Source organism: Paracoccus pacificus, assembly GCF_042680785.1.
GTDB lineage: Bacteria > Pseudomonadota > Alphaproteobacteria > Rhodobacterales > Rhodobacteraceae > Paracoccus > Paracoccus pacificus.
This window is the reverse complement of sequence record NZ_JBHUEN010000022.1, coordinates 24,062-40,209: the sequence shown is the minus strand read 5'-3', so window position 1 is coordinate 40,209 and position 16,148 is coordinate 24,062. Positions and strand designations below refer to the sequence as shown.

The 16,148-nt window shown below is 64.0% G+C and carries 22 protein-coding genes; 3 read left to right on the top strand and 19 right to left on the bottom strand.

Annotation, left to right across the window (positions count from 1 at the left end):
• Window position 1: 1 nt before the first annotated feature.
• The 5 genes from ACFSCT_RS09775 to ACFSCT_RS09755 all read right to left on the bottom strand — a co-directional run bounded on the left by ACFSCT_RS09775 (window position 2) and on the right by ACFSCT_RS09755 (window position 2,691).
• On the bottom strand, window positions 2-565 hold the full coding sequence (locus ACFSCT_RS09775; protein WP_379142317.1) for a F0F1 ATP synthase subunit B: 564 nt from the start codon (window positions 563-565) through the stop codon (window positions 2-4).
• A complete protein-coding gene (locus ACFSCT_RS09770; RefSeq protein ID WP_379142315.1) occupies window positions 565-1,149 on the bottom strand; it encodes a F0F1 ATP synthase subunit B' in 585 nt (194 codons plus the stop codon). Before ACFSCT_RS09770 ends, ACFSCT_RS09775 begins: the two co-directional genes overlap by 1 nt.
• Window positions 1,150-1,228: 79 nt before the next feature.
• A complete protein-coding gene (locus ACFSCT_RS09765; protein ID WP_379142313.1) occupies window positions 1,229-1,465 on the bottom strand; it encodes a F0F1 ATP synthase subunit C in 237 nt (78 codons plus the stop codon).
• A 64-nt stretch (window positions 1,466-1,529) separates the two neighbouring features.
• Window positions 1,530-2,294 (bottom strand): F0F1 ATP synthase subunit A, encoded by a 765-nt coding sequence (locus ACFSCT_RS09760; protein ID WP_379142311.1) that lies wholly within the window; start codon window positions 2,292-2,294, stop codon window positions 1,530-1,532.
• Window positions 2,275-2,691 carry an AtpZ/AtpI family protein gene (locus ACFSCT_RS09755; protein ID WP_379142308.1) on the bottom strand — a complete coding sequence of 139 codons (417 nt, stop codon included), beginning with the start codon at window positions 2,689-2,691 and terminating at the stop codon, window positions 2,275-2,277. The genes ACFSCT_RS09760 and ACFSCT_RS09755 overlap by 20 nt, the downstream gene beginning before the upstream one ends.
• A 198-nt stretch (window positions 2,692-2,889) precedes the next feature.
• On the opposite strand from ACFSCT_RS09755, the gene ACFSCT_RS09750 reads away from it, so the two are divergent.
• On the top strand, window positions 2,890-3,291 hold the full coding sequence (locus ACFSCT_RS09750; protein WP_379142306.1) for an ArsR/SmtB family transcription factor: 402 nt from the start codon (window positions 2,890-2,892) through the stop codon (window positions 3,289-3,291).
• Here ACFSCT_RS09750 and ACFSCT_RS09745 read toward each other — a convergent pair.
• The 14 genes from ACFSCT_RS09745 to ACFSCT_RS09680 all read right to left on the bottom strand — a co-directional run bounded on the left by ACFSCT_RS09745 (window position 3,255) and on the right by ACFSCT_RS09680 (window position 12,784).
• Window positions 3,255-4,124, bottom strand: coding sequence for an urea carboxylase-associated family protein (locus ACFSCT_RS09745; RefSeq protein ID WP_379142304.1), 870 nt, complete (start codon window positions 4,122-4,124; stop codon window positions 3,255-3,257). The genes ACFSCT_RS09750 and ACFSCT_RS09745 overlap by 37 nt on opposite strands.
• A 103-nt stretch (window positions 4,125-4,227) precedes the next feature.
• Window positions 4,228-4,407 (bottom strand): hypothetical protein, encoded by a 180-nt coding sequence (locus ACFSCT_RS09740; RefSeq protein WP_379142303.1) that lies wholly within the window; start codon window positions 4,405-4,407, stop codon window positions 4,228-4,230.
• A gap of 64 nt (window positions 4,408-4,471) precedes the next feature.
• On the bottom strand, window positions 4,472-5,872 hold the full coding sequence (gene creD / locus ACFSCT_RS09735; RefSeq protein ID WP_379142302.1) for a cell envelope integrity protein CreD: 1,401 nt from the start codon (window positions 5,870-5,872) through the stop codon (window positions 4,472-4,474).
• Between the two features lie 41 nt (window positions 5,873-5,913).
• On the bottom strand, window positions 5,914-6,693 hold the full coding sequence (locus ACFSCT_RS09730) for a succinate dehydrogenase iron-sulfur subunit (RefSeq protein ID WP_379142299.1): 780 nt from the start codon (window positions 6,691-6,693) through the stop codon (window positions 5,914-5,916).
• Window positions 6,694-6,696: 3 nt separating this feature from the next.
• Window positions 6,697-7,452, bottom strand: a complete 756-nt coding sequence (locus ACFSCT_RS09725) for a hypothetical protein (protein ID WP_379142298.1) — start codon at window positions 7,450-7,452, stop codon at window positions 6,697-6,699.
• Window positions 7,449-7,790: a hypothetical protein gene (locus ACFSCT_RS09720; protein WP_379142296.1), complete on the bottom strand. Its 342-nt coding sequence runs from the start codon at window positions 7,788-7,790 to the stop codon at window positions 7,449-7,451. Before ACFSCT_RS09720 ends, ACFSCT_RS09725 begins: the two co-directional genes overlap by 4 nt.
• On the bottom strand, window positions 7,787-8,137 hold the full coding sequence (locus tag ACFSCT_RS09715) for a hypothetical protein (protein ID WP_379142295.1): 351 nt from the start codon (window positions 8,135-8,137) through the stop codon (window positions 7,787-7,789). Before ACFSCT_RS09715 ends, ACFSCT_RS09720 begins: the two co-directional genes overlap by 4 nt.
• A gap of 38 nt (window positions 8,138-8,175) precedes the next feature.
• Window positions 8,176-8,448, bottom strand: coding sequence for a hypothetical protein (locus ACFSCT_RS09710; protein WP_379142293.1), 273 nt, complete (start codon window positions 8,446-8,448; stop codon window positions 8,176-8,178).
• The gene (gene sdhA, locus ACFSCT_RS09705; RefSeq protein ID WP_379142292.1) at window positions 8,448-10,250 is read right to left on the bottom strand and encodes a succinate dehydrogenase flavoprotein subunit; all 1,803 of its coding nucleotides are present in this window, start codon (window positions 10,248-10,250) and stop codon (window positions 8,448-8,450) included. The genes ACFSCT_RS09710 and sdhA overlap by 1 nt, the downstream gene beginning before the upstream one ends.
• A gap of 9 nt (window positions 10,251-10,259) precedes the next feature.
• The gene (gene sdhD / locus ACFSCT_RS09700; protein ID WP_379142290.1) at window positions 10,260-10,634 is read right to left on the bottom strand and encodes a succinate dehydrogenase, hydrophobic membrane anchor protein; all 375 of its coding nucleotides are present in this window, start codon (window positions 10,632-10,634) and stop codon (window positions 10,260-10,262) included.
• Between the two features lie 14 nt (window positions 10,635-10,648).
• Window positions 10,649-11,041 carry a succinate dehydrogenase, cytochrome b556 subunit gene (gene sdhC / locus ACFSCT_RS09695; protein WP_379142288.1) on the bottom strand — a complete coding sequence of 131 codons (393 nt, stop codon included), beginning with the start codon at window positions 11,039-11,041 and terminating at the stop codon, window positions 10,649-10,651.
• A gap of 184 nt (window positions 11,042-11,225) precedes the next feature.
• Complete coding sequence (locus ACFSCT_RS09690) at window positions 11,226-11,672, bottom strand: hypothetical protein (protein ID WP_379142286.1); 447 nt, start codon at window positions 11,670-11,672, stop codon at window positions 11,226-11,228.
• Between the two features lie 135 nt (window positions 11,673-11,807).
• The gene (locus ACFSCT_RS09685; RefSeq protein ID WP_379142284.1) at window positions 11,808-12,014 is read right to left on the bottom strand and encodes a DUF1737 domain-containing protein; all 207 of its coding nucleotides are present in this window, start codon (window positions 12,012-12,014) and stop codon (window positions 11,808-11,810) included.
• 35 nt (window positions 12,015-12,049) lie between these two features.
• The gene (locus ACFSCT_RS09680; RefSeq protein ID WP_379142282.1) at window positions 12,050-12,784 is read right to left on the bottom strand and encodes a sulfite exporter TauE/SafE family protein; all 735 of its coding nucleotides are present in this window, start codon (window positions 12,782-12,784) and stop codon (window positions 12,050-12,052) included.
• 165 nt (window positions 12,785-12,949) lie between these two features.
• Between ACFSCT_RS09680 and mdh the strand changes: the two genes are divergently transcribed.
• Both mdh and ACFSCT_RS09670 read left to right on the top strand, forming a co-directional pair.
• A complete protein-coding gene (gene mdh, locus ACFSCT_RS09675; RefSeq protein ID WP_379142280.1) occupies window positions 12,950-13,912 on the top strand; it encodes a malate dehydrogenase in 963 nt (320 codons plus the stop codon).
• Between the two features lie 180 nt (window positions 13,913-14,092).
• Window positions 14,093-15,952 (top strand): calcium-binding protein, encoded by a 1,860-nt coding sequence (locus ACFSCT_RS09670; RefSeq protein WP_379142279.1) that lies wholly within the window; start codon window positions 14,093-14,095, stop codon window positions 15,950-15,952.
• Window positions 15,953-16,148 lie beyond the last annotated feature (196 nt).

Below are 16,148 nucleotides of genomic sequence, written 5' to 3'. Positions count from 1 at the left end.
GTCAGTGCAGACGGTCGGCAACCTCTTTGATCGCGGCGTCTATCTGGGCCGAGCGGCCGCTTGCGTCGCCCTGCCCCGCCAGAACCTGCCCGGCCGCGCCGACGGCAAGCTGCACGGCCTCGTTGCGCACGCGGCGAACCGCATCGGCCTCGGCCGAGCCGATCTGATCCTCGGCCGCCTTCAGACGACGCGCGATCGAGGCTTGCAGATCAAGCTTTGCCTTTTCGGCGGCGGAGCTCGCCTCGCGCCGGGCGCTGGCGATGATGTCGTCGGCCTGAGTCTTCACCTCGCGCTGGCGCCGCTCATAGCTGGCGAACAGCTCCTGCGCTTCTTCACGCAGGCGACGCGCCTCATCCAGATCGGCGCGGATCCCCTCGGCCCGTTTGTCCAGCAAATTGCCGACGATGCTCGGGATCCGGAAGTACAGCAGGATCCCGATGAACAGGATGAAGGCGATGGTGACGATGAAATCCGTGTTGCGCAGCGAAAAGAACGGGCCGGCGGCGGCATAGGCCGGGGCGGCTGCGGCGGCGAACACGGCGCTGATTGCGGTGGTGCGCGTCATCACAGCCCCTTTCCTTTTTCCGTCTGCGCGGTCAGCGCGCGGTCAATCGCGGCCTCGTCGGCGCGACCGCCGAACGAGCGGATGATCTCACTCGCGACATCACGCGCCACCGTACGGGCGTCGGTGGCGGCAGCGGCGCGGATTTCGCCGATGCGCTGTTCGGATTCGGCCGAACGCGCCGCGATCTCGGCATCGGCATGTGCGATGGCCTTGTCCAGCTCGGCCTGAATCTCGGCCCGATTGGCGGCGATGATCTTTTGCGATTCGGCACGCGCGTCGGCCAGCGCCTTGTCATAGGCGGCCTCGGCTTCCTGCGCCTTCTTCTTGTATTCCTCGGCCGCCATCAGGTCGCTGGTGATCGCGCCCTGCCGGTCGGCGATAACCCCGCTGATGCGTGGCAGCGCGACGCGCGACAGCACCCAGTAGATCGCGCAAAGCGAGACGATCAGCCAGAAAATCTGGTTCGGGAAAAGCGCGAAATCAAGTTGCGGCATGCCGGGCGCGCTGGCGGCAGGCTCGGCGCCCTGCGCTGCCGCGCCATGTTCCACAACCGCTGTCGTGGTCTGTTGTGTCAGGCTGAACATATCCTACCCCATGCCTTCGATGGAACAGCAGGCGGGCACGGTTCTCACGCGCCCGCCTCGCCGCAAGGATGGCGAAGGATCAGACCGCGAACATCAGCAGAAGCGCGACGAGGAACGCGAAGATCCCCAGGGCTTCCGCAAAGGCGATGCCGATGAACAGCGTGGCGGTCTGCGACGCAGCGGCCGAGGGGTTGCGCAGCGCGCCAGACAGGAAGTTGCCTGCGACGTTGCCCACACCGATGGCGGCAGCGCCCGAACCGATGGCAGCAAGACCGGCACCGATATACTGGCCAACTTCAGCGATATTCCCTTCCATGAGTATTTTCTCCTTGCGGTTGGAAGTGGTGAATGGGTGGACTGACCGGGGATGCGGCGGGGCGTCAGTGCCCCGGATGCAGCGCGTCTTTCAGATAGACGCAGGTCAGGATGGTGAACACATAGGCCTGAATGAAGCCGACCAGCACCTCAAGCCCGTACATCGCGGTCACGGCGGCGATGGACAGCGGCGAGACCAGCGCGATGGCGGCGAAGCCGGCGAAAACCTTGATCACCGCGTGGCCGGCCATCATGTTGCCGGCAAGTCGGATGGAATGGCTGACCGGGCGGACGAAATAGCTTATGATCTCGATCACGGCCAGGATCGGACGCAGCACCAGGGGCGCCGAGGTGACCCAGAACAGCCCAAGGAAATGGACGCCGTTCTTGACGAAGCCGATCACGGTCACGCTGATGAACACCGCGAGCGCCATGACCCCGGTGACGGCGATATGCGAGGTCGGGGTGAAGGCCTTGGGCAGCAGGCCCAGCATGTTCGAGAAGACGATGAACATGAACAGCGTCATGATATAGGGGAAATACTTCAGACCGTCGCGGCCGGTGACATCCTCGACCATCTTGTGAACCATGCCATAGGCAAGCTCGGCGATGGACTGGAAGCGGTTCGGAACGATGGCGCGGCCGCGGGTGCCCCACGCCAGCAGCGCGGTGATGGCAAGAACGGTCAGCGCCATCCACAGCGTGACGTTGGTCGGCGTATACCAGCTTACCGGCCCCGCGCCGAACAGCGGGTGGATCTCGAATTGAGTCATCGGATGGAACGACAGTCCGCTTTCCGCACCGCTCTGTTCAGTTGCCACCGTCGTCATCCTCTGTTTCGTCCGCCCCCGCCGGGGAGCTGCCGGACGTTTTTCCCGCCTGCGATCCGTCGGCATCCGCCGTCAGCCCGCCACTGATTTCCTTTGCGGTGCGCAGCATCACGTTGATGCCGGCCGCAAATCCCAGAAGAACGAAAACCACCAGAAAGATGGGCATCGTCCCGAACAGGTAATCGAGCCCGAAGCCGATGCCAAAGCCGATACCCAGCCCCGCAACCAACTCGATCACCATGCGCCAGGCCTGATTGGCCTGACTGAAATGCTGTTCCCCGCGCGGCGGCCCTGACGGGTCCCCGCGCGCCTCTGCGATCCGGCGTTCCAGATTGCGCAGACGTTCCCGCCGTGTCGCATCATCCTCGTCCGGGCCGCTCACAGGGTCATTCGCCATCGCTTACATCCCCGTGCCTTTCCGACCCGGTGTCTATGGGCTGGCGCCGCCCATGTCAACAGCCCGTGATGCCGTGCCAACATGTTGCTTTAACGCAATTTTTCGCCTGATCCCGTCGGTCCCGCACCGCCATGTCCCGATCCGGACAATCAACCGCGCGGTTGACCATTGCGGCGGTTTGCCGCCATAGTCGCGGCGATGAGCGACCACCCCGATCCCCTTGACGGCATCTTCGCCGCGCTGGCCGACCCGACGCGCCGCGCGATCCTTTCGATGCTGCTGGAGGACGACATGGCGGTAAGTGATGTCGCCGCACCCTTTCAGATGTCGCTTGCGGCGGTATCGAAGCATCTGGGCGTTCTGGCGCAATGCGGGCTGATCCAGCAGGACCGGCGCGGACGGATCACTTGGTGCAAGCTGAACCCCGACGGGCTGCGCCGCGCCAGTGTCTGGATGCAGGGTTTTGGCCAGTTCGAACCGGTCGATCTGGACGATTTCGAGCGGTTTCTGGAACGTGAGCTTGCCGAGATGGCCGCGGACCTTGGCGACGACCCAACCGGAGATCAGTCCGAGGACGCAGCGGATCCCGGCCAGCGATAGGCGTTCGGCGCCGGTGCCACCCGACCGACAGGCGGTTGCGCCGGCCGGAACACTTCGACCAGCAGCGGATAGCAGGCGGCGGCATCCGAAGAATGCTCGGCCCCGCAATCGCCACCCGGACAGGCCGACAGGCCGCCGATCAGGTCGATCTCGGCGTAAAACTCGATGTAGTCGCCGGGCCGGACCGGGCTTGCCTTCATGAAATACTCGCCGGTATCGCGGGTAAACCCGGTGCACATGAACACGTTCAGCACATCATGCACCAGCGGCTCGGCCGCGCGCGGCTCGATCCCCAGCTCGGCCGCAAGCGCGTTGGTCAGGTTCGAGTGGCAGCAGTGATGATAGTCGCCGCCGCTGAGCAGCCGATGGGTATAGGGGTCGCAACGGGTGCCGATGACGTCGTGAACCGACCCGCCGAATTCGTCGATGCCGTACCAGCCCAGCGTGTCGGCGGTGATCGTCGCCATCGGGCGAAGGTCGGGAAACACCGACCACAGCCGGTCGCCGGTGGTCAGGTGCGAGCCGTGAAGCGCGCGGGTCTTGCCGGAATAGAACCGTTCGGCCGGGTTGGCGGCGGACCAGATGTTCAGATCGCCGACCTGCGGCCCGAGGACGCTTGAGATGCGGAAGAAATCGCCGGCAGAGGCGCGGAAACAGCGCCCTTCGCGCGGCGGAACCGTGATTTCGGCGATCTTGGCGGCACCGGCGCGCAGCGGCTGGATCTGGTCCAGACGCGGGTCGGGCAGGGTTTGCACGGGATAGCAGATCACCGGCCGCACGGCGCGGCGGCGATCGGCATCTGCGGGTTCTTCTGGCGCGGCATCGGGTGTCATGCCCGGATGTTAGGGGCAGCCGCGCAGACCGGCAAGGCCGCGATTACGGTTGCGCCGACCATCTTATCCTGCGCGCGGCAGGGATCGGGCGCCGAGGATCGCCTCAGGCCGCACAATCATAGGCGGCGGCGCGCTCGGTCGTTTCGACCGGGACCGGCTGAGGCTCGTGATAGGCGAACATCTGTTCCAGCGCGGCGCGCGCCTCGGCGGCCTTGCGGGCGGATTTATCGGGGGTGCCCTGCTTGGGGAAATTCCGGATCGGCATGGGTGTCACTTTCGTCAAGTCAACCTCCCTACCCGGCTATATAAAGCGCGCCGCACGGAAATTCCATCCGTGCGACGCTGGGTCATTTCGCCGCGTCCTCATCCCCCGCGGCGGGCGCTGCCTCCTCCTGACGCGCGCGCCGGGACGGACGTGGCGGCGACGGCTGCCCCCACCAGTCCTCGTTCCGGGTGGCTATCATCGTCGCGGCGATGGCAAGGAAGGCCACCGTCGCGCCGGCCAGCAACGCGAAATCGGCGCTTTGCAGGATCAGATACAGCATCGCGTAAAGCACGATCAGCAACGCCGCCAGCACCCAGACCCTGCGGCCCAGCTTCAGGCCGATCCAGCCGAACAGCGTCAAGAGCGCGATCGTCGCCACGCTTGCGCCCAGATAGGCCGGCCCGAAACCGATATGCTCGGCATAGGCGACCATCAGCAGCACGAATACCGATTGCGCCATGCCGATCAGGATATATTGCACTGGATGCGCCGGGCGGCCGGTGACACCGCGTTCGATCAGCAGCACGGTCAGGAAGGTCAGCGCGATCAGCAGAAAGGAATAGCGCGTGGCGCGATAGGCTTTCTGATAGAAATCATTGGGCTGGAAAAAGCTCACCCCAAAGGCCTGTTCACGCTCGGCGAAGGCCATGCTGCCCCGCGTCGCCTGCGGCAATGGCCGGGCCAGATGCGGTATCGTCCATTCCGCGTCGAATCCGCTGTCCGCAACAGTGTAACTGTCGGGCAGGAACGCGCCGGTAAAGCTGGGGTGCGGCCAGTTGCCTTTCATCACCGCATGGGTCAGCCGCCCGACCGGCGACAGTTGCAAGGATTGCGCCCCGTTCACCGACATGCTGAGCTTGAAGCCCTGATCGCCCTGCCGGGGATCGCCGACAAAGGCCTGAATCCCCGCGCCGTCGGAAGACGCCGGATCAATCGCCAACGTCTTGCCGCCACGCGTCAGGCTGGTTTCGCCGCGCAGGCCACGGTTGGATTCAAGCCCCAGCATGACCTTGGCCTTGTCCCATTCGATCGTCGCCCCGCTGTCGATGATGGGGGTGACGTTCGGCATGGTGAAATCAAAATCCAGATCCACCTGCGCGGTATAGACCGGCGCCTCGAATATGCCGCGACGGCGTTCCTCGGTCGTGGTCCCGACGGTCGCATTCAGCCGCTCGGGCAGCAGGACCAAGGGTTCCTGCGCGCCGATCTCGGTCTTTTCACGATTGACCTGCGTCACCGCGCCGGTTGTCGCATCCGTCACCGACTCGGTCACCATCCGCGTGACCGGACCCGAAACCGGGATCACCAGCCGGGGGCCGGTCACGATCTGCGGGCCGCCCCATTCGAGGCCGACATTTTCCTGAACGTCGCGCGAATAGCTCAGCCGCCCGTCGACGATGGCGCCGATCATGAACAGCGGCAGCGCCATGAGCACGACCAAAAGGCCGACGATCAGGAAACGGGTCCCGGTGCGTTGCAACATCTTCTACCCCTTACAAAACGACCGGGCAGATAGTCGCCGCCCTAGACGATCCGTTCAACCATCAAATGCTTGATCTCGGCGATCGCCTTGGCGGGATTGAGGCCCTTGGGGCAGGTATTGGTGCAATTCATGATGGTGTGGCAGCGATACAGCTTGAAGGGATCCTCGAGCGCATCCAGCCGCTCGCCCGTCGCCTCGTCCCGCGAATCGGTGATCCAGCGGTTGGCGGCCAGAAGCGCGGCCGGGCCCAGATAGCGGTCACCGTTCCACCAATAGGACGGACAGGCGGTCGAACAGCAGGCGCAAAGGATGCATTCATAAAGCCCGTCGAGCTGTTTGCGATCCTCGATCGACTGGCGCCATTCACGGGGCGGCGTCGGGCTTTCGGTGATCAGATAGGGTTTCACCGAGGCATGCTGGGCATAGAACATGGTCAGATCCGGGACCAGATCCTTGACCACCGACATATGCGGCAGCGGATAGATGGCGATGTCGCCCTCGATCTCGTCGATGCCATAGATGCAGGCCAGATGATTGCCGCCACCGATGTTCATCGCGCAAGAGCCGCAGATCCCCTCGCGGCAGGAACGGCGGAAGGTCAGCGTCGGGTCGATCTCGTTCTTGATCATGATCAGCGCGTCCAGCACCATCGGGCCGCAGCGATCCATATCGACGTGATAGGTGTCCAGACGCGGGTTTTCACCGCTGTCGGGATCCCAGCGATAGATCTTGAACTTGCGCAGATTGGTGGCGCCCTGCGGCACCGGCCAGGTCTTGCCCACCCGGATCTGCGAGTTTTTAGGAAGGGTGAATTGAACCATGGCTCACTCCTGATGGGCTGGCTTTCCGGCGCCGGAGCGCGTGAATTTGTGAACGGGTATGCCGCGATTGGGCGGCGCGTCGGCGATCAGCCGGTGAATGGCCTGTTTGACCATGGGCGGCGGCGAATGGGCATGGGTGGCCAGCAGGCTGGAGGCGAACAGCTCGGGCGGAAGGTCGTTGGTCAGCCAGCTTTCGCCATGCGGCAACAACCACATCTCCAGCCCCAGATCGCGCAGATAGGTGGCCAGTCCGATGTCGACGTAACCGGCGAAGGGCTCGATCATCTCCATCGGCGGGATCGCCGCGCCGCGGGCCACGGTCGCATTCGTGCACAAAAGATCCATGCCCTTGGATTTGCGGTTCTCGCGGTGGAACCGGAAAAGCTGCCAGCCGGCAAGGCCGTTCATTTTCTCATCGCGCCAGATCAGGCCGATATGGCCGAACGCGCCGTATTCCCAGCCGATGGCCTCGGCCGCGGCGATGGTGGTGCTGACGTAATCGGGCGGATAACCCAGATCGTCGTCGATCAGGAAAACGATGTCGTCGGGGTCGGGGCGGAACCAGAATTTCCCGGCATCCTTCACGTCGCGATCGGGAATGATCGCGGTGACCTTTTCCTCATCCGCGAGATACCCTGGTATCTCGTCATAGCCGTTCAGCACGACAAACAGCCGGTCCACCTGCGGCAGGATCGCACGCACGACGTTCGGCACCAATGCCTGTCGTGGCGGAAAGGTGGCCAGATGCGCCCGGATCATCGTGCCCCCTGCCCCCGCCAGCCGGGTTGTTCGTACAGCGGTCGCGTCGGCATCCGCCCCGAGCGGTTCAGCACGCAGCGGTTGAATGCATCGGCCGGGTCCCGCCCCATGACGTAATCGCTTGAAATCTCGAAGCTCAGACCGGTGCCGACGCGGGTGCGGTGACCATCGGTCGACATGCCGATGCCGACCTTGCCGCGCGGGCCGGTGGCGCGATCGGCGGTGTCCAGACATTGCCGCTCGGCCTGTTCGACCGGCACCGGTCCACAGCCCGCAAGCCCGACCGCCGCAAGGACGGTCAGCCCGGCGATCGCGCACAGGTGCCGGCGGCGTGTCATGCCTGACGGGCCAGCGCGCCGATGCAGGCCGCCGTTTCGGGACGCGAAACGATCCCGGTGGTGATCGAGGCCGCCATCGCCGGGCTTTCGGCGATGCTGACCAGCTCGGCCGTGGTGGCGTTCTTCATGACGCATTCGGTGTAGGGCCCGGTGTTCCGGCCCGGCAGGCGCGAGGCCATCTGCGCCGAAATGGCGGCGCGGGCGCTGTCGCGCGCCATCGCCTCACGGCTGACCGAGGGGGTCGAGCCCCCGGGGGCGCCGACCACGACGCCCTGCCCCATCGGCTGCACACAACCCGCCAGCGTCATAAGCGCGGCACCTGCTGCGATGATAATACCCTTGTTCATATGCTCGTCCTTTTTAACATTGGGCGAACCTGCCCGGTTTACGACTGCGCCGCCTGGGTCACACATGCCTGAACCGCGGGAACGCGGGCCGCCGACCGGGCGTCTTTGCCGGTCACGACGGCCGTCGGCACCTGCAAGGGACGCGAGCTGACAGCGATATCAAAGTTGCCGCCGCCGCCCATGCTGTCAACGCAAGACCTGATTTCCGCATCCGTCAGCAGCGACTCGCCGCCCATGCGCAACTGCGGGGTCTGCTGGTTGCAGCCCGCGAGCGCCAGCGCAGCCAGAATGATCAGTGCCGGGCCCCGCATCAGTAGACCCGCTTCTTCGGCGCGATCCGCGCCGGGTCGATGCCGCCTTCGGACTGCGGCAGGGTCGGATCGACATGGACCGGGCGATAGCCCAGCCGCACCTTGTCGCCATCGACCCAGGCAAGCGTGTGTTTGCGCCAGTTGACGTCGTCCCGGTCGGGATAATCCTCATGGGCGTGGGCGCCGCGCGATTCCTTGCGCGCCTCGGCCGAAACCACGGTGGCCAGCGCGTTCGGCATCAGGTTGGTCAGTTCCAGCGTCTCCATCAGGTCGCTGTTCCAGATCATGCTGCGGTCGGTGACCTTGATGTCCTTCAGCTTGGCGGCGATCTTTTCCATCTTCTTGACGCCCTCGGCCAGCGACTGGTCGGTGCGGAACACCGCCGCGTCCTCTTGCATGGTGCGCTGCATCTCGTCGCGCAGCTCGGCGGTCGGGATGGTTCCGTCGGCAAAGCGCAGCCGGTCGAAGCGGTCCAGCGCTTTGTCCACGCCCTCGGTATAGGTCGGGGGCACCGGCGTGTCGCGTTCGACGATCTGCCCGGCGCGGATCGCGGCGGCGCGGCCAAAGACCACGAGGTCGATCAGGCTGTTCGAGCCAAGCCGGTTCGCGCCGTGGACGCTGGCGCAGCCGGCTTCGCCGACAGCCATCAGGCCGGGGAAAATCCGGTCGGGGTTATCCTCGGTCGGGCTCAGCACCTCGCCCCAGTAATTGGTCGGAATGCCGCCCATGTTATAGTGAACCGTGGGCAGCACCGGGATCGGCTCGCGCGTCACGTCGACACCGGCAAAGATCCGGGCGCTTTCACTGATCCCCGGCAGCCGTTCGTGCAGCGTCTCGGGCGGCAGATGCGACAGATGCAGGAAGATATGGTCCTTTTTCGGACCGACGCCCCTGCCCTCGCGGATTTCAAGCGTCATGCAGCGGCTGACCACGTCGCGGCTGGCCAGATCCTTGTAATGCGGCGCATAGCGTTCCATGAACCGCTCGCCTTCCGAGTTGGTCAGATAGCCACCCTCGCCGCGCGCGCCTTCGGTGATCAGACAGCCCGAGCCATAGATGCCGGTCGGGTGGAACTGGACGAACTCCATATCCTCGAGCGGCAGGCCGGCGCGGGCCACCATGCCGCCGCCGTCGCCGGTGCAGGTATGGGCCGAGGTGGCGCTGAAATAGGAACGGCCATAGCCGCCGGTCGCCAGCACCGTCATCTTGGCGTTGAACACATGGATGGTGCCGTCGTCCAGCTTCCAACACACGACGCCGGTGCAGCGGCCGTCATGGATCAACAGGTCGATTGCGAAATATTCGATGAAGAATTCGGCCTTTTCCTTCAGCGACTGGCCATAGAGCGTGTGCAGGATGGCGTGGCCGGTACGGTCGGCGGCGGCGCAGGTGCGCTGCACGGGCGGGCCTTCACCAAACTCGGTCGTGTGGCCGCCGAAGGGGCGCTGATAGATCTTGCCCTCCTCGGTGCGGCTGAACGGCACGCCGTAATGTTCAAGCTCATAGACCGCCTTCGGGGCCTCGCGCGCCAGATATTCCATGGCGTCGGTGTCGCCCAGCCAGTCCGAGCCCTTGACGGTGTCGTAAAGGTGCCATTGCCAGTTGTCCGGCCCCATGTTGCCAAGGCTGGCGGCGATGCCGCCCTGCGCGGCAACGGTATGGCTGCGGGTCGGAAAGACCTTGGTCACGCAGGCGGTGCGCAGCCCCTGTTCGGCCATGCCCAGCGTGGCGCGCAGGCCAGCACCGCCGGCGCCCACGACGACGACGTCGTAATCATGTGTCTGATACGGATATTCGGTCATCGTCGGGCCTCAGTTCAGGACAAGTTTGGCAAGGGCAAAGACGGTCACCGCGATGACCAGCCACGACAGCGCGACCGACGCGATGATGGCCAGCTTGCGCGCCCCGCCCTTCAGGTAATCGTCGATCATGATCCGGGTGCCCAGAATGAAATGCAAAAGCCCGATCACGATGAACAGGCCGGTGACCACCGACGGGAACGGCCGCGAGAAATGCGCGACCACCCCGGGGTGGTCAAGCCCGATGGCACCACCGACGGCCCAAAGGAAAAACGGCGTCAGCACCGCAAGCGCGACGGCGGTGACGGTCAGCATCCAATGCTGCTGCGTGCCGGTATGGGACGCGCCAAGACCTTCGGCGGCCTTGAGGGGGGTAATGTAGCGCATGTCGGTCCCTCCGCTTACGCGATCACGAAAATCAGCGCGGTCAGCAGCGTCAGCACGCCTGACGCGATGATCACGGCCCAGGACAGGTTCCTTGCCTCGGCAATCTCCATCCCGCGGCCGCTGTCGTACCAGAAATGCCGCAGACCGGCGCAGAAATGGAACCACAGCGCCCAGACCGAACCCAGCAGGATCAGATAGCCGAGCCACGACCGCAGGAACCAGTCGGCGGTGGCGAATGCGCCGGGGCTGGTCGCGGCGGCGACCAGCCACCAGACCACCAGCAGGATGCCGGCCAGCATCCCGTGCCCGGTTATACGGGTCATGATCGAGGTCACCGCCGCGATCGGCAGCCGATAGACCTGCAAATGGGGGGAAAGCGGCCGGTTGCCCCGGTTCACGTCAGCCATAATCGTCATCCCTTCGCTCGGGCCGGCCATGGGCATGCGTACGGCTCGCCCGATCGGCTGGCATGATCCGGTCATACCGAATTTTGCGCCCCTGTCACGGGGGTTTCGCCCAGTTTTTTACCTTTCGGACCGTTTTGCGGCAAGCCGTGATCACAAGAATTGAACCTGTGATCACATAGCCGGTTCAGCGCAACTTCTCGAACGCGTTCTCGAAATCGGGGGACAGGAGAAAGCTGAGCACCGACGGCGTGCCGTCGATTTCGGCCGAGGAAATGTAAAGCGACAGCGCCGGCGCCGCCGAGGTCCCGAAGAACACGACCTCTTGCACAAGGCCGGTGTTCTCCTGCCGGTGAACCAGGGTCGAGCAGGTCTTGAACCCTTCGGGGGCGATTTTCTGCAACCCCTCAAGCGCCTTCTTCATCTGCTCGGACGAGGGATCGCTGCCGGGCGCGACTGCGGCGAAGAATTCGGCGTATTTCCCCGCGATCACAAGCGATTTCGCGTTTTCAAGCAATGGCGTCGCTGCGCCTTCGGTGGGCGGACAGGCGGTATCCTGCGCGGCGGCCATCTGCGCCGAGACCGGCAGCGCCATCAGGGCGAAAGCGGCCACGCGGAAAAGGGTCTGCTTCATGAATCGAACTCCTGCGAACGGCCCCCGGCATAGGGGCTTTCGCGGCAGTGTTGCCGGTCGCGGGACAAAGTGCAAACCCCCGCGCCGATAACCGCCGATCGCCGGTTTACCTTCGGTCGATCAATTCATTACACGCTATTGGTGACCCAATTTCATGTCGGGATGATAAGGGCTGTCGATTTCTTTTGTCACTGCCTGCGCGCAACGCACCACACCGCGCGCGCTGTCAAAGGTGATGCTTGGCGCGCCGTGCAATACCCAGCCCTTGGACAGCGCGGCCGAGACCTTGTGACAGAACGCCGATGTGTCATCCTCGGTCAGCAGGCGATAGATCGTGGTCATGTCGGATTCCTTCGCTTCGGGCGCCGGCGCGGCACCTAGATCCCCTGCCATATAAGCCGCAGCGACACCAGAAGCAGCGCCCATGTGATGAACTGATAAAAGAATTTCTGCGGCATCACCCGCACCAGCCACACCCCCAGCCAGACCGACGCGAAAGCGGGAACACCCAGCAGCGCGGCGATCATCAGGTTGTGGCCCGACAATTGTCCAAGCGCGGCATAGGGGATCAGCTTCACGGCGTTCACGATGGCGAAGAACACCGTGGTCGTGCCGGCGAATTCCAGCGACGGCAGGCGCAGCGGCTGGACATAGACCTGATACGGCGGCCCGCCGGAGTGGCTGACAAAGCTGGTATAGCCGGTCAGCACGCCCCAGAAACTGCCGCGCAGGAAATCGGGCGCCCGCGCCGCCGCCTCCAGCCGCGGCCGGATCAGCGCATTCAGCGCGAAGGCCAGCCCGATCACCCCGACGACGGCGCCGATCCGGTTTTCGGGCACCAGATGCGCCGTGGCCCAGCCAAGCGCGATTCCGACCAGCGCCCCCGGCAAAAGCGAGATGATGACCCGCCGGTTGAAGCTGCGGCGAAAGGCGATCAGTCCGCCGATGTCCGAGATCACATAGACCGGCAGCAAAATCCCCGCGGCCTGTACCGGCGACATGCCAAGCGCCATGATCGGCACCGCAATCGTGCCGACCATGGCCAAGCCACCTTTCGACATGCCCACCGCGACCGCCGCGAGAACCGCAAAAACCCACCCTGCTACGGTCATATCCGTCACGTTCCGCCCCCGCGAACCGGTCCTCCGTCGCCGCGGGCTGCCGCATCTGGACCGGCGGATCGGAAACTTCTCGTCTCATCACACCTTGCACAGCGGGAGGCAAGGGCTTAACCCCTCGGCCCGAAGTTCGTGGATCACAGCAAGGCGGAGGTTCTCATGGCCAGACCCAAGATCGCACTTATCGGCGCAGGCCAGATCGGCGGCACGCTCGCCCATCTGGCAGCCATCAAGGAACTGGGCGATGTCGTCCTGTTCGACATCACCGAGGGCATCCCGCAGGGCAAGGCGCTCGATATCGCCGAGGCGGGGCCGTCCGAAGGTTTCGATGGCACCTTCAAAGGCACCAATGATTACAAGGACATCGCGGGCGCCGACGTGTGCATCGTCACCGCCGGCGTGCCGCGCAAGCCGGGGATGAGCCGCGACGACCTGCTGGGCATCAACCTGAAAGTGATGAAATCGGTCGGCGAAGGCATCAAGGCGCATGCGCCGAAGGCTTTCGTCATCTGCATCACCAACCCGCTGGACGCGATGGTCTGGGCGCTTCAGCAATATTCCGGCCTGCCCACGGAACGCGTGGTCGGCATGGCGGGCGTGCTCGACTCGGCCCGCTTCCGCCACTTCCTGTCGCTGGAATTCGGTGTGTCGATGCGCGATGTCACCGCCTTCGTTCTGGGCGGCCACGGCGACACCATGGTGCCGCTGTCGCGCTATTCGACGGTCGCGGGCATTCCGCTGCCGGATCTGGTCGACATGGGCTGGACCACGCAGGAAAAACTGGATGCGATCATCCAGCGCACCCGTGACGGCGGCGCCGAAATCGTCGGCCTGCTGAAAACCGGCAGCGCCTTCTATGCCCCGGCGACCAGCGCCATCGAGATGGCGGAAAGCTATCTGAAGGACCAAAAGCGGGTTCTGCCCTGCGCCGCCTATGTCAAGGGCGCTTACGGCCTGAAGGGTCTGTATGTGGGCGTGCCGACGGTGATCGGCGCCAAGGGCGTCGAGAAGGTCATCGACATCAAGCTGGACCGGGCCGAGCAGGAGATGTTCGACAAGTCGGTCTCGGCCGTCAAAGGGCTGGTCGAAGCCTGCAAGGCGATTGATCCGACGCTGGGATAAGATCCCGCTGCACTGATCAAGCCATTAAGATCGTGCCGGGTTTTCAGACGAGAACCCGGCACTTTCATATTGAATCGAATGCCGCTAATTTGATCACGCAGGCTGGGCGGAACGGCACCGGAAAGGTGCCAGGTTTTGCCGTAACCCAACAGAAATGTTATGTGATTTCGGAGCGATTGTATGTCTTCAATTCCCGGTAATACCTCGACCAACGCGACCATAGGCGTCGGCCAAATCAAACGGTCCTTCCTGACGGCGGGCGATGATTCGGACTGGTACCGCGCGAAACTGCTTCAAGGGCTGGATTATGGCTTCGTGTTGTCAGGCGACGGCAGCGCCAATTCGCTGCCCACGCCCGACCTGCGGCTTCGTGACCAGTTCGGCGATGTGCTTGCGGGGGGAAGCAACTCTTCCTGGTCCAGCATCTCCCTGACCTATCACGCCGGAACCACCGCGTTCTTTTATGTCGATGTAGGCGCGGGCGACACCGATGCGGGGAATTACGTGCTGCGCTGGGTCGGAAATGACGTGGTCCGTGACGACCGCGCGACCAACCAGACCCTGGCCATCGGCCAGACCAAGACCGGCATGGTCGATGTCGCCGGCGACAACGACTGGTACAAGGTCAATCTGAAGGTCGGCCTGGACTATGCCTGGCAGGTATCGCGCGACGGCTCGTCCAATCCCGCCGACACGCCCGACCTGTATCTGCGCGACAATCTGGGCAACACTCTGGCGGGCAGCTCGAACTATTCCTCATCGGCGTTCACCGTCAACTACACCTCGGACCGGACGGCCAGCTATTACGTCGATATCGGCGATTCCGATGACGGCGGGTTCGTGCTGCGCTGGCTCGGCAACGACACCATCATGCGCAACTTCTATACCACCGCCGGGGTAACCCCGAACGGCCAGATGGCAAGTGCGCTCGACACCTCGTCGGACAGCGACTGGATCAAGGTGCAGATGAAGGCCGGGCTGACCTATGGCTTCACGGTCAGCGGCAACGGCACCTCGAACAGCGTCTCGACCCCCGACATGGATCTGGTCGATTCGAACGGTAACGTGCTGGTAAGCGGGACGAATTATTCCTATAGCAGCAATACCATCACCTATACGCCGACCAGCGGCGGCAGCTATGCGCTGGACGTCCACGACAGCGGCGGGAGCACCGGCGGTTACGTGGTCAAGGCCCATGGCAGCGACCGGATCGTGAATTCGGTCGCGACGACCGCGCATCTGGCCGACGGCGGCAGCATCAACGGCAAGATCGACGTCGCCACCGATTCGGACTGGTACAATTTCGATGCGAAATCCGGCGTCACCTATAACTTCCGCATCTCCGGCGTCGGCAGCCAGCCCTCGGGGTCGGTCGATCTGGTGCTGCGGGACGCGAACGGCAACCAGATCGACTATGTCAGCGACGTCACGCCCGGCGAGTCCGGCATCATCACATGGCAGGCGACCACGACCGGGCGGGTCTATCTGGACGTGAACGGCGATTATGCATCCGACGCCGGTAATTTCGGCCTGTCTGTGGTGTCGACCAGCCCGCTGCTGAAGGGCACCAACAATGCCGACAACCTGACCGGCGGCAACAACAACACCGTGATCCGCGGCCTTGCCGGCAATGACCGGCTGAACGGCGCCGGCGGCAATGATCAGGTGTATGGCGATCAGGGCAATGACACGCTGCTGGGCGGCAACGGCAACGACTTGCTGCTGGGCGGTGCCGGCAATGACCGGCTGTACGGGGACGCCGGCGCCGACCAGCTGCGTGGCGAGGCCGGCAATGACATTCTGTTCGGCGGCGCGGATCGGGACGTCTTTGTCTTTGCCCAGAATGGCGGAACCGACCATATCGCCGATTTTCAGAACGGTCTGGACCGCATTCGCATCGACGATGGCGCGACGAATTACAATCAACTGTCCATCGTGCAGGCCGGCAGTGATGTGGTGGTGAAATCCAGCAATTTCGTCATCTATATCGACGATACCCAGCGGTCCCAGATCGACGCCTCGGATTTCCTCTTCACCTGAGCCGCCGATCCGGTTTCGGTTCCGGTCAAGATAAGCGACGGTGCCGGCTATACAGCCGGCGCCGTTTCCGGTTAGGATAGGTCATTAGCCGGGGACGGCCCCGGCCTTTTTGACCATTAACCGGACGGGTCGCTCGGGTGAACGTCCTGCTGGGACTGGAATTTGATGACCGCATAGCTTGTCGCGCATAGGCAAG

Bases quoted from the DNA above. Each gene is read 5' to 3' on its own strand.
- ACFSCT_RS09730 (WP_379142299.1), bottom strand. From the start codon at position 6,693: ATGGTTCAATTCACCCTTCCTAAAAACTCGCAGATCCGGGTGGGCAAG.
- ACFSCT_RS09745 (WP_379142304.1), bottom strand. From the start codon at position 4,124: ATGACACCCGATGCCGCGCCAGAAGAACCCGCAGATGCCGATCGCCGC.
- ACFSCT_RS09750 (WP_379142306.1), top strand. From the start codon at position 2,890: ATGAGCGACCACCCCGATCCCCTTGACGGCATCTTCGCCGCGCTGGCC.
- ACFSCT_RS09775 (WP_379142317.1), bottom strand. From the start codon at position 565: ATGACGCGCACCACCGCAATCAGCGCCGTGTTCGCCGCCGCAGCCGCC.
- ACFSCT_RS09685 (WP_379142284.1), bottom strand. From the start codon at position 12,014: ATGACCACGATCTATCGCCTGCTGACCGAGGATGACACATCGGCGTTC.
- ACFSCT_RS09770 (WP_379142315.1), bottom strand. From the start codon at position 1,149: ATGTTCAGCCTGACACAACAGACCACGACAGCGGTTGTGGAACATGGC.
- sdhA (WP_379142292.1), bottom strand. From the start codon at position 10,250: ATGACCGAATATCCGTATCAGACACATGATTACGACGTCGTCGTCGTG.
- ACFSCT_RS09690 (WP_379142286.1), bottom strand. From the start codon at position 11,672: ATGAAGCAGACCCTTTTCCGCGTGGCCGCTTTCGCCCTGATGGCGCTG.
- ACFSCT_RS09725 (WP_379142298.1), bottom strand. From the start codon at position 7,452: ATGATCCGGGCGCATCTGGCCACCTTTCCGCCACGACAGGCATTGGTG.
- ACFSCT_RS09720 (WP_379142296.1), bottom strand. From the start codon at position 7,790: ATGACACGCCGCCGGCACCTGTGCGCGATCGCCGGGCTGACCGTCCTT.
- ACFSCT_RS09715 (WP_379142295.1), bottom strand. From the start codon at position 8,137: ATGAACAAGGGTATTATCATCGCAGCAGGTGCCGCGCTTATGACGCTG.
- creD (WP_379142302.1), bottom strand. From the start codon at position 5,872: ATGTTGCAACGCACCGGGACCCGTTTCCTGATCGTCGGCCTTTTGGTC.
- ACFSCT_RS09680 (WP_379142282.1), bottom strand. From the start codon at position 12,784: ATGACCGTAGCAGGGTGGGTTTTTGCGGTTCTCGCGGCGGTCGCGGTG.
- ACFSCT_RS09670 (WP_379142279.1), top strand. From the start codon at position 14,093: ATGTCTTCAATTCCCGGTAATACCTCGACCAACGCGACCATAGGCGTC.
- sdhD (WP_379142290.1), bottom strand. From the start codon at position 10,634: ATGCGCTACATTACCCCCCTCAAGGCCGCCGAAGGTCTTGGCGCGTCC.
- ACFSCT_RS09765 (WP_379142313.1), bottom strand. From the start codon at position 1,465: ATGGAAGGGAATATCGCTGAAGTTGGCCAGTATATCGGTGCCGGTCTT.
- mdh (WP_379142280.1), top strand. From the start codon at position 12,950: ATGGCCAGACCCAAGATCGCACTTATCGGCGCAGGCCAGATCGGCGGC.
- ACFSCT_RS09760 (WP_379142311.1), bottom strand. From the start codon at position 2,294: ATGACGACGGTGGCAACTGAACAGAGCGGTGCGGAAAGCGGACTGTCG.
- ACFSCT_RS09710 (WP_379142293.1), bottom strand. From the start codon at position 8,448: ATGCGGGGCCCGGCACTGATCATTCTGGCTGCGCTGGCGCTCGCGGGC.
- ACFSCT_RS09755 (WP_379142308.1), bottom strand. From the start codon at position 2,691: ATGGCGAATGACCCTGTGAGCGGCCCGGACGAGGATGATGCGACACGG.
- sdhC (WP_379142288.1), bottom strand. From the start codon at position 11,041: ATGGCTGACGTGAACCGGGGCAACCGGCCGCTTTCCCCCCATTTGCAG.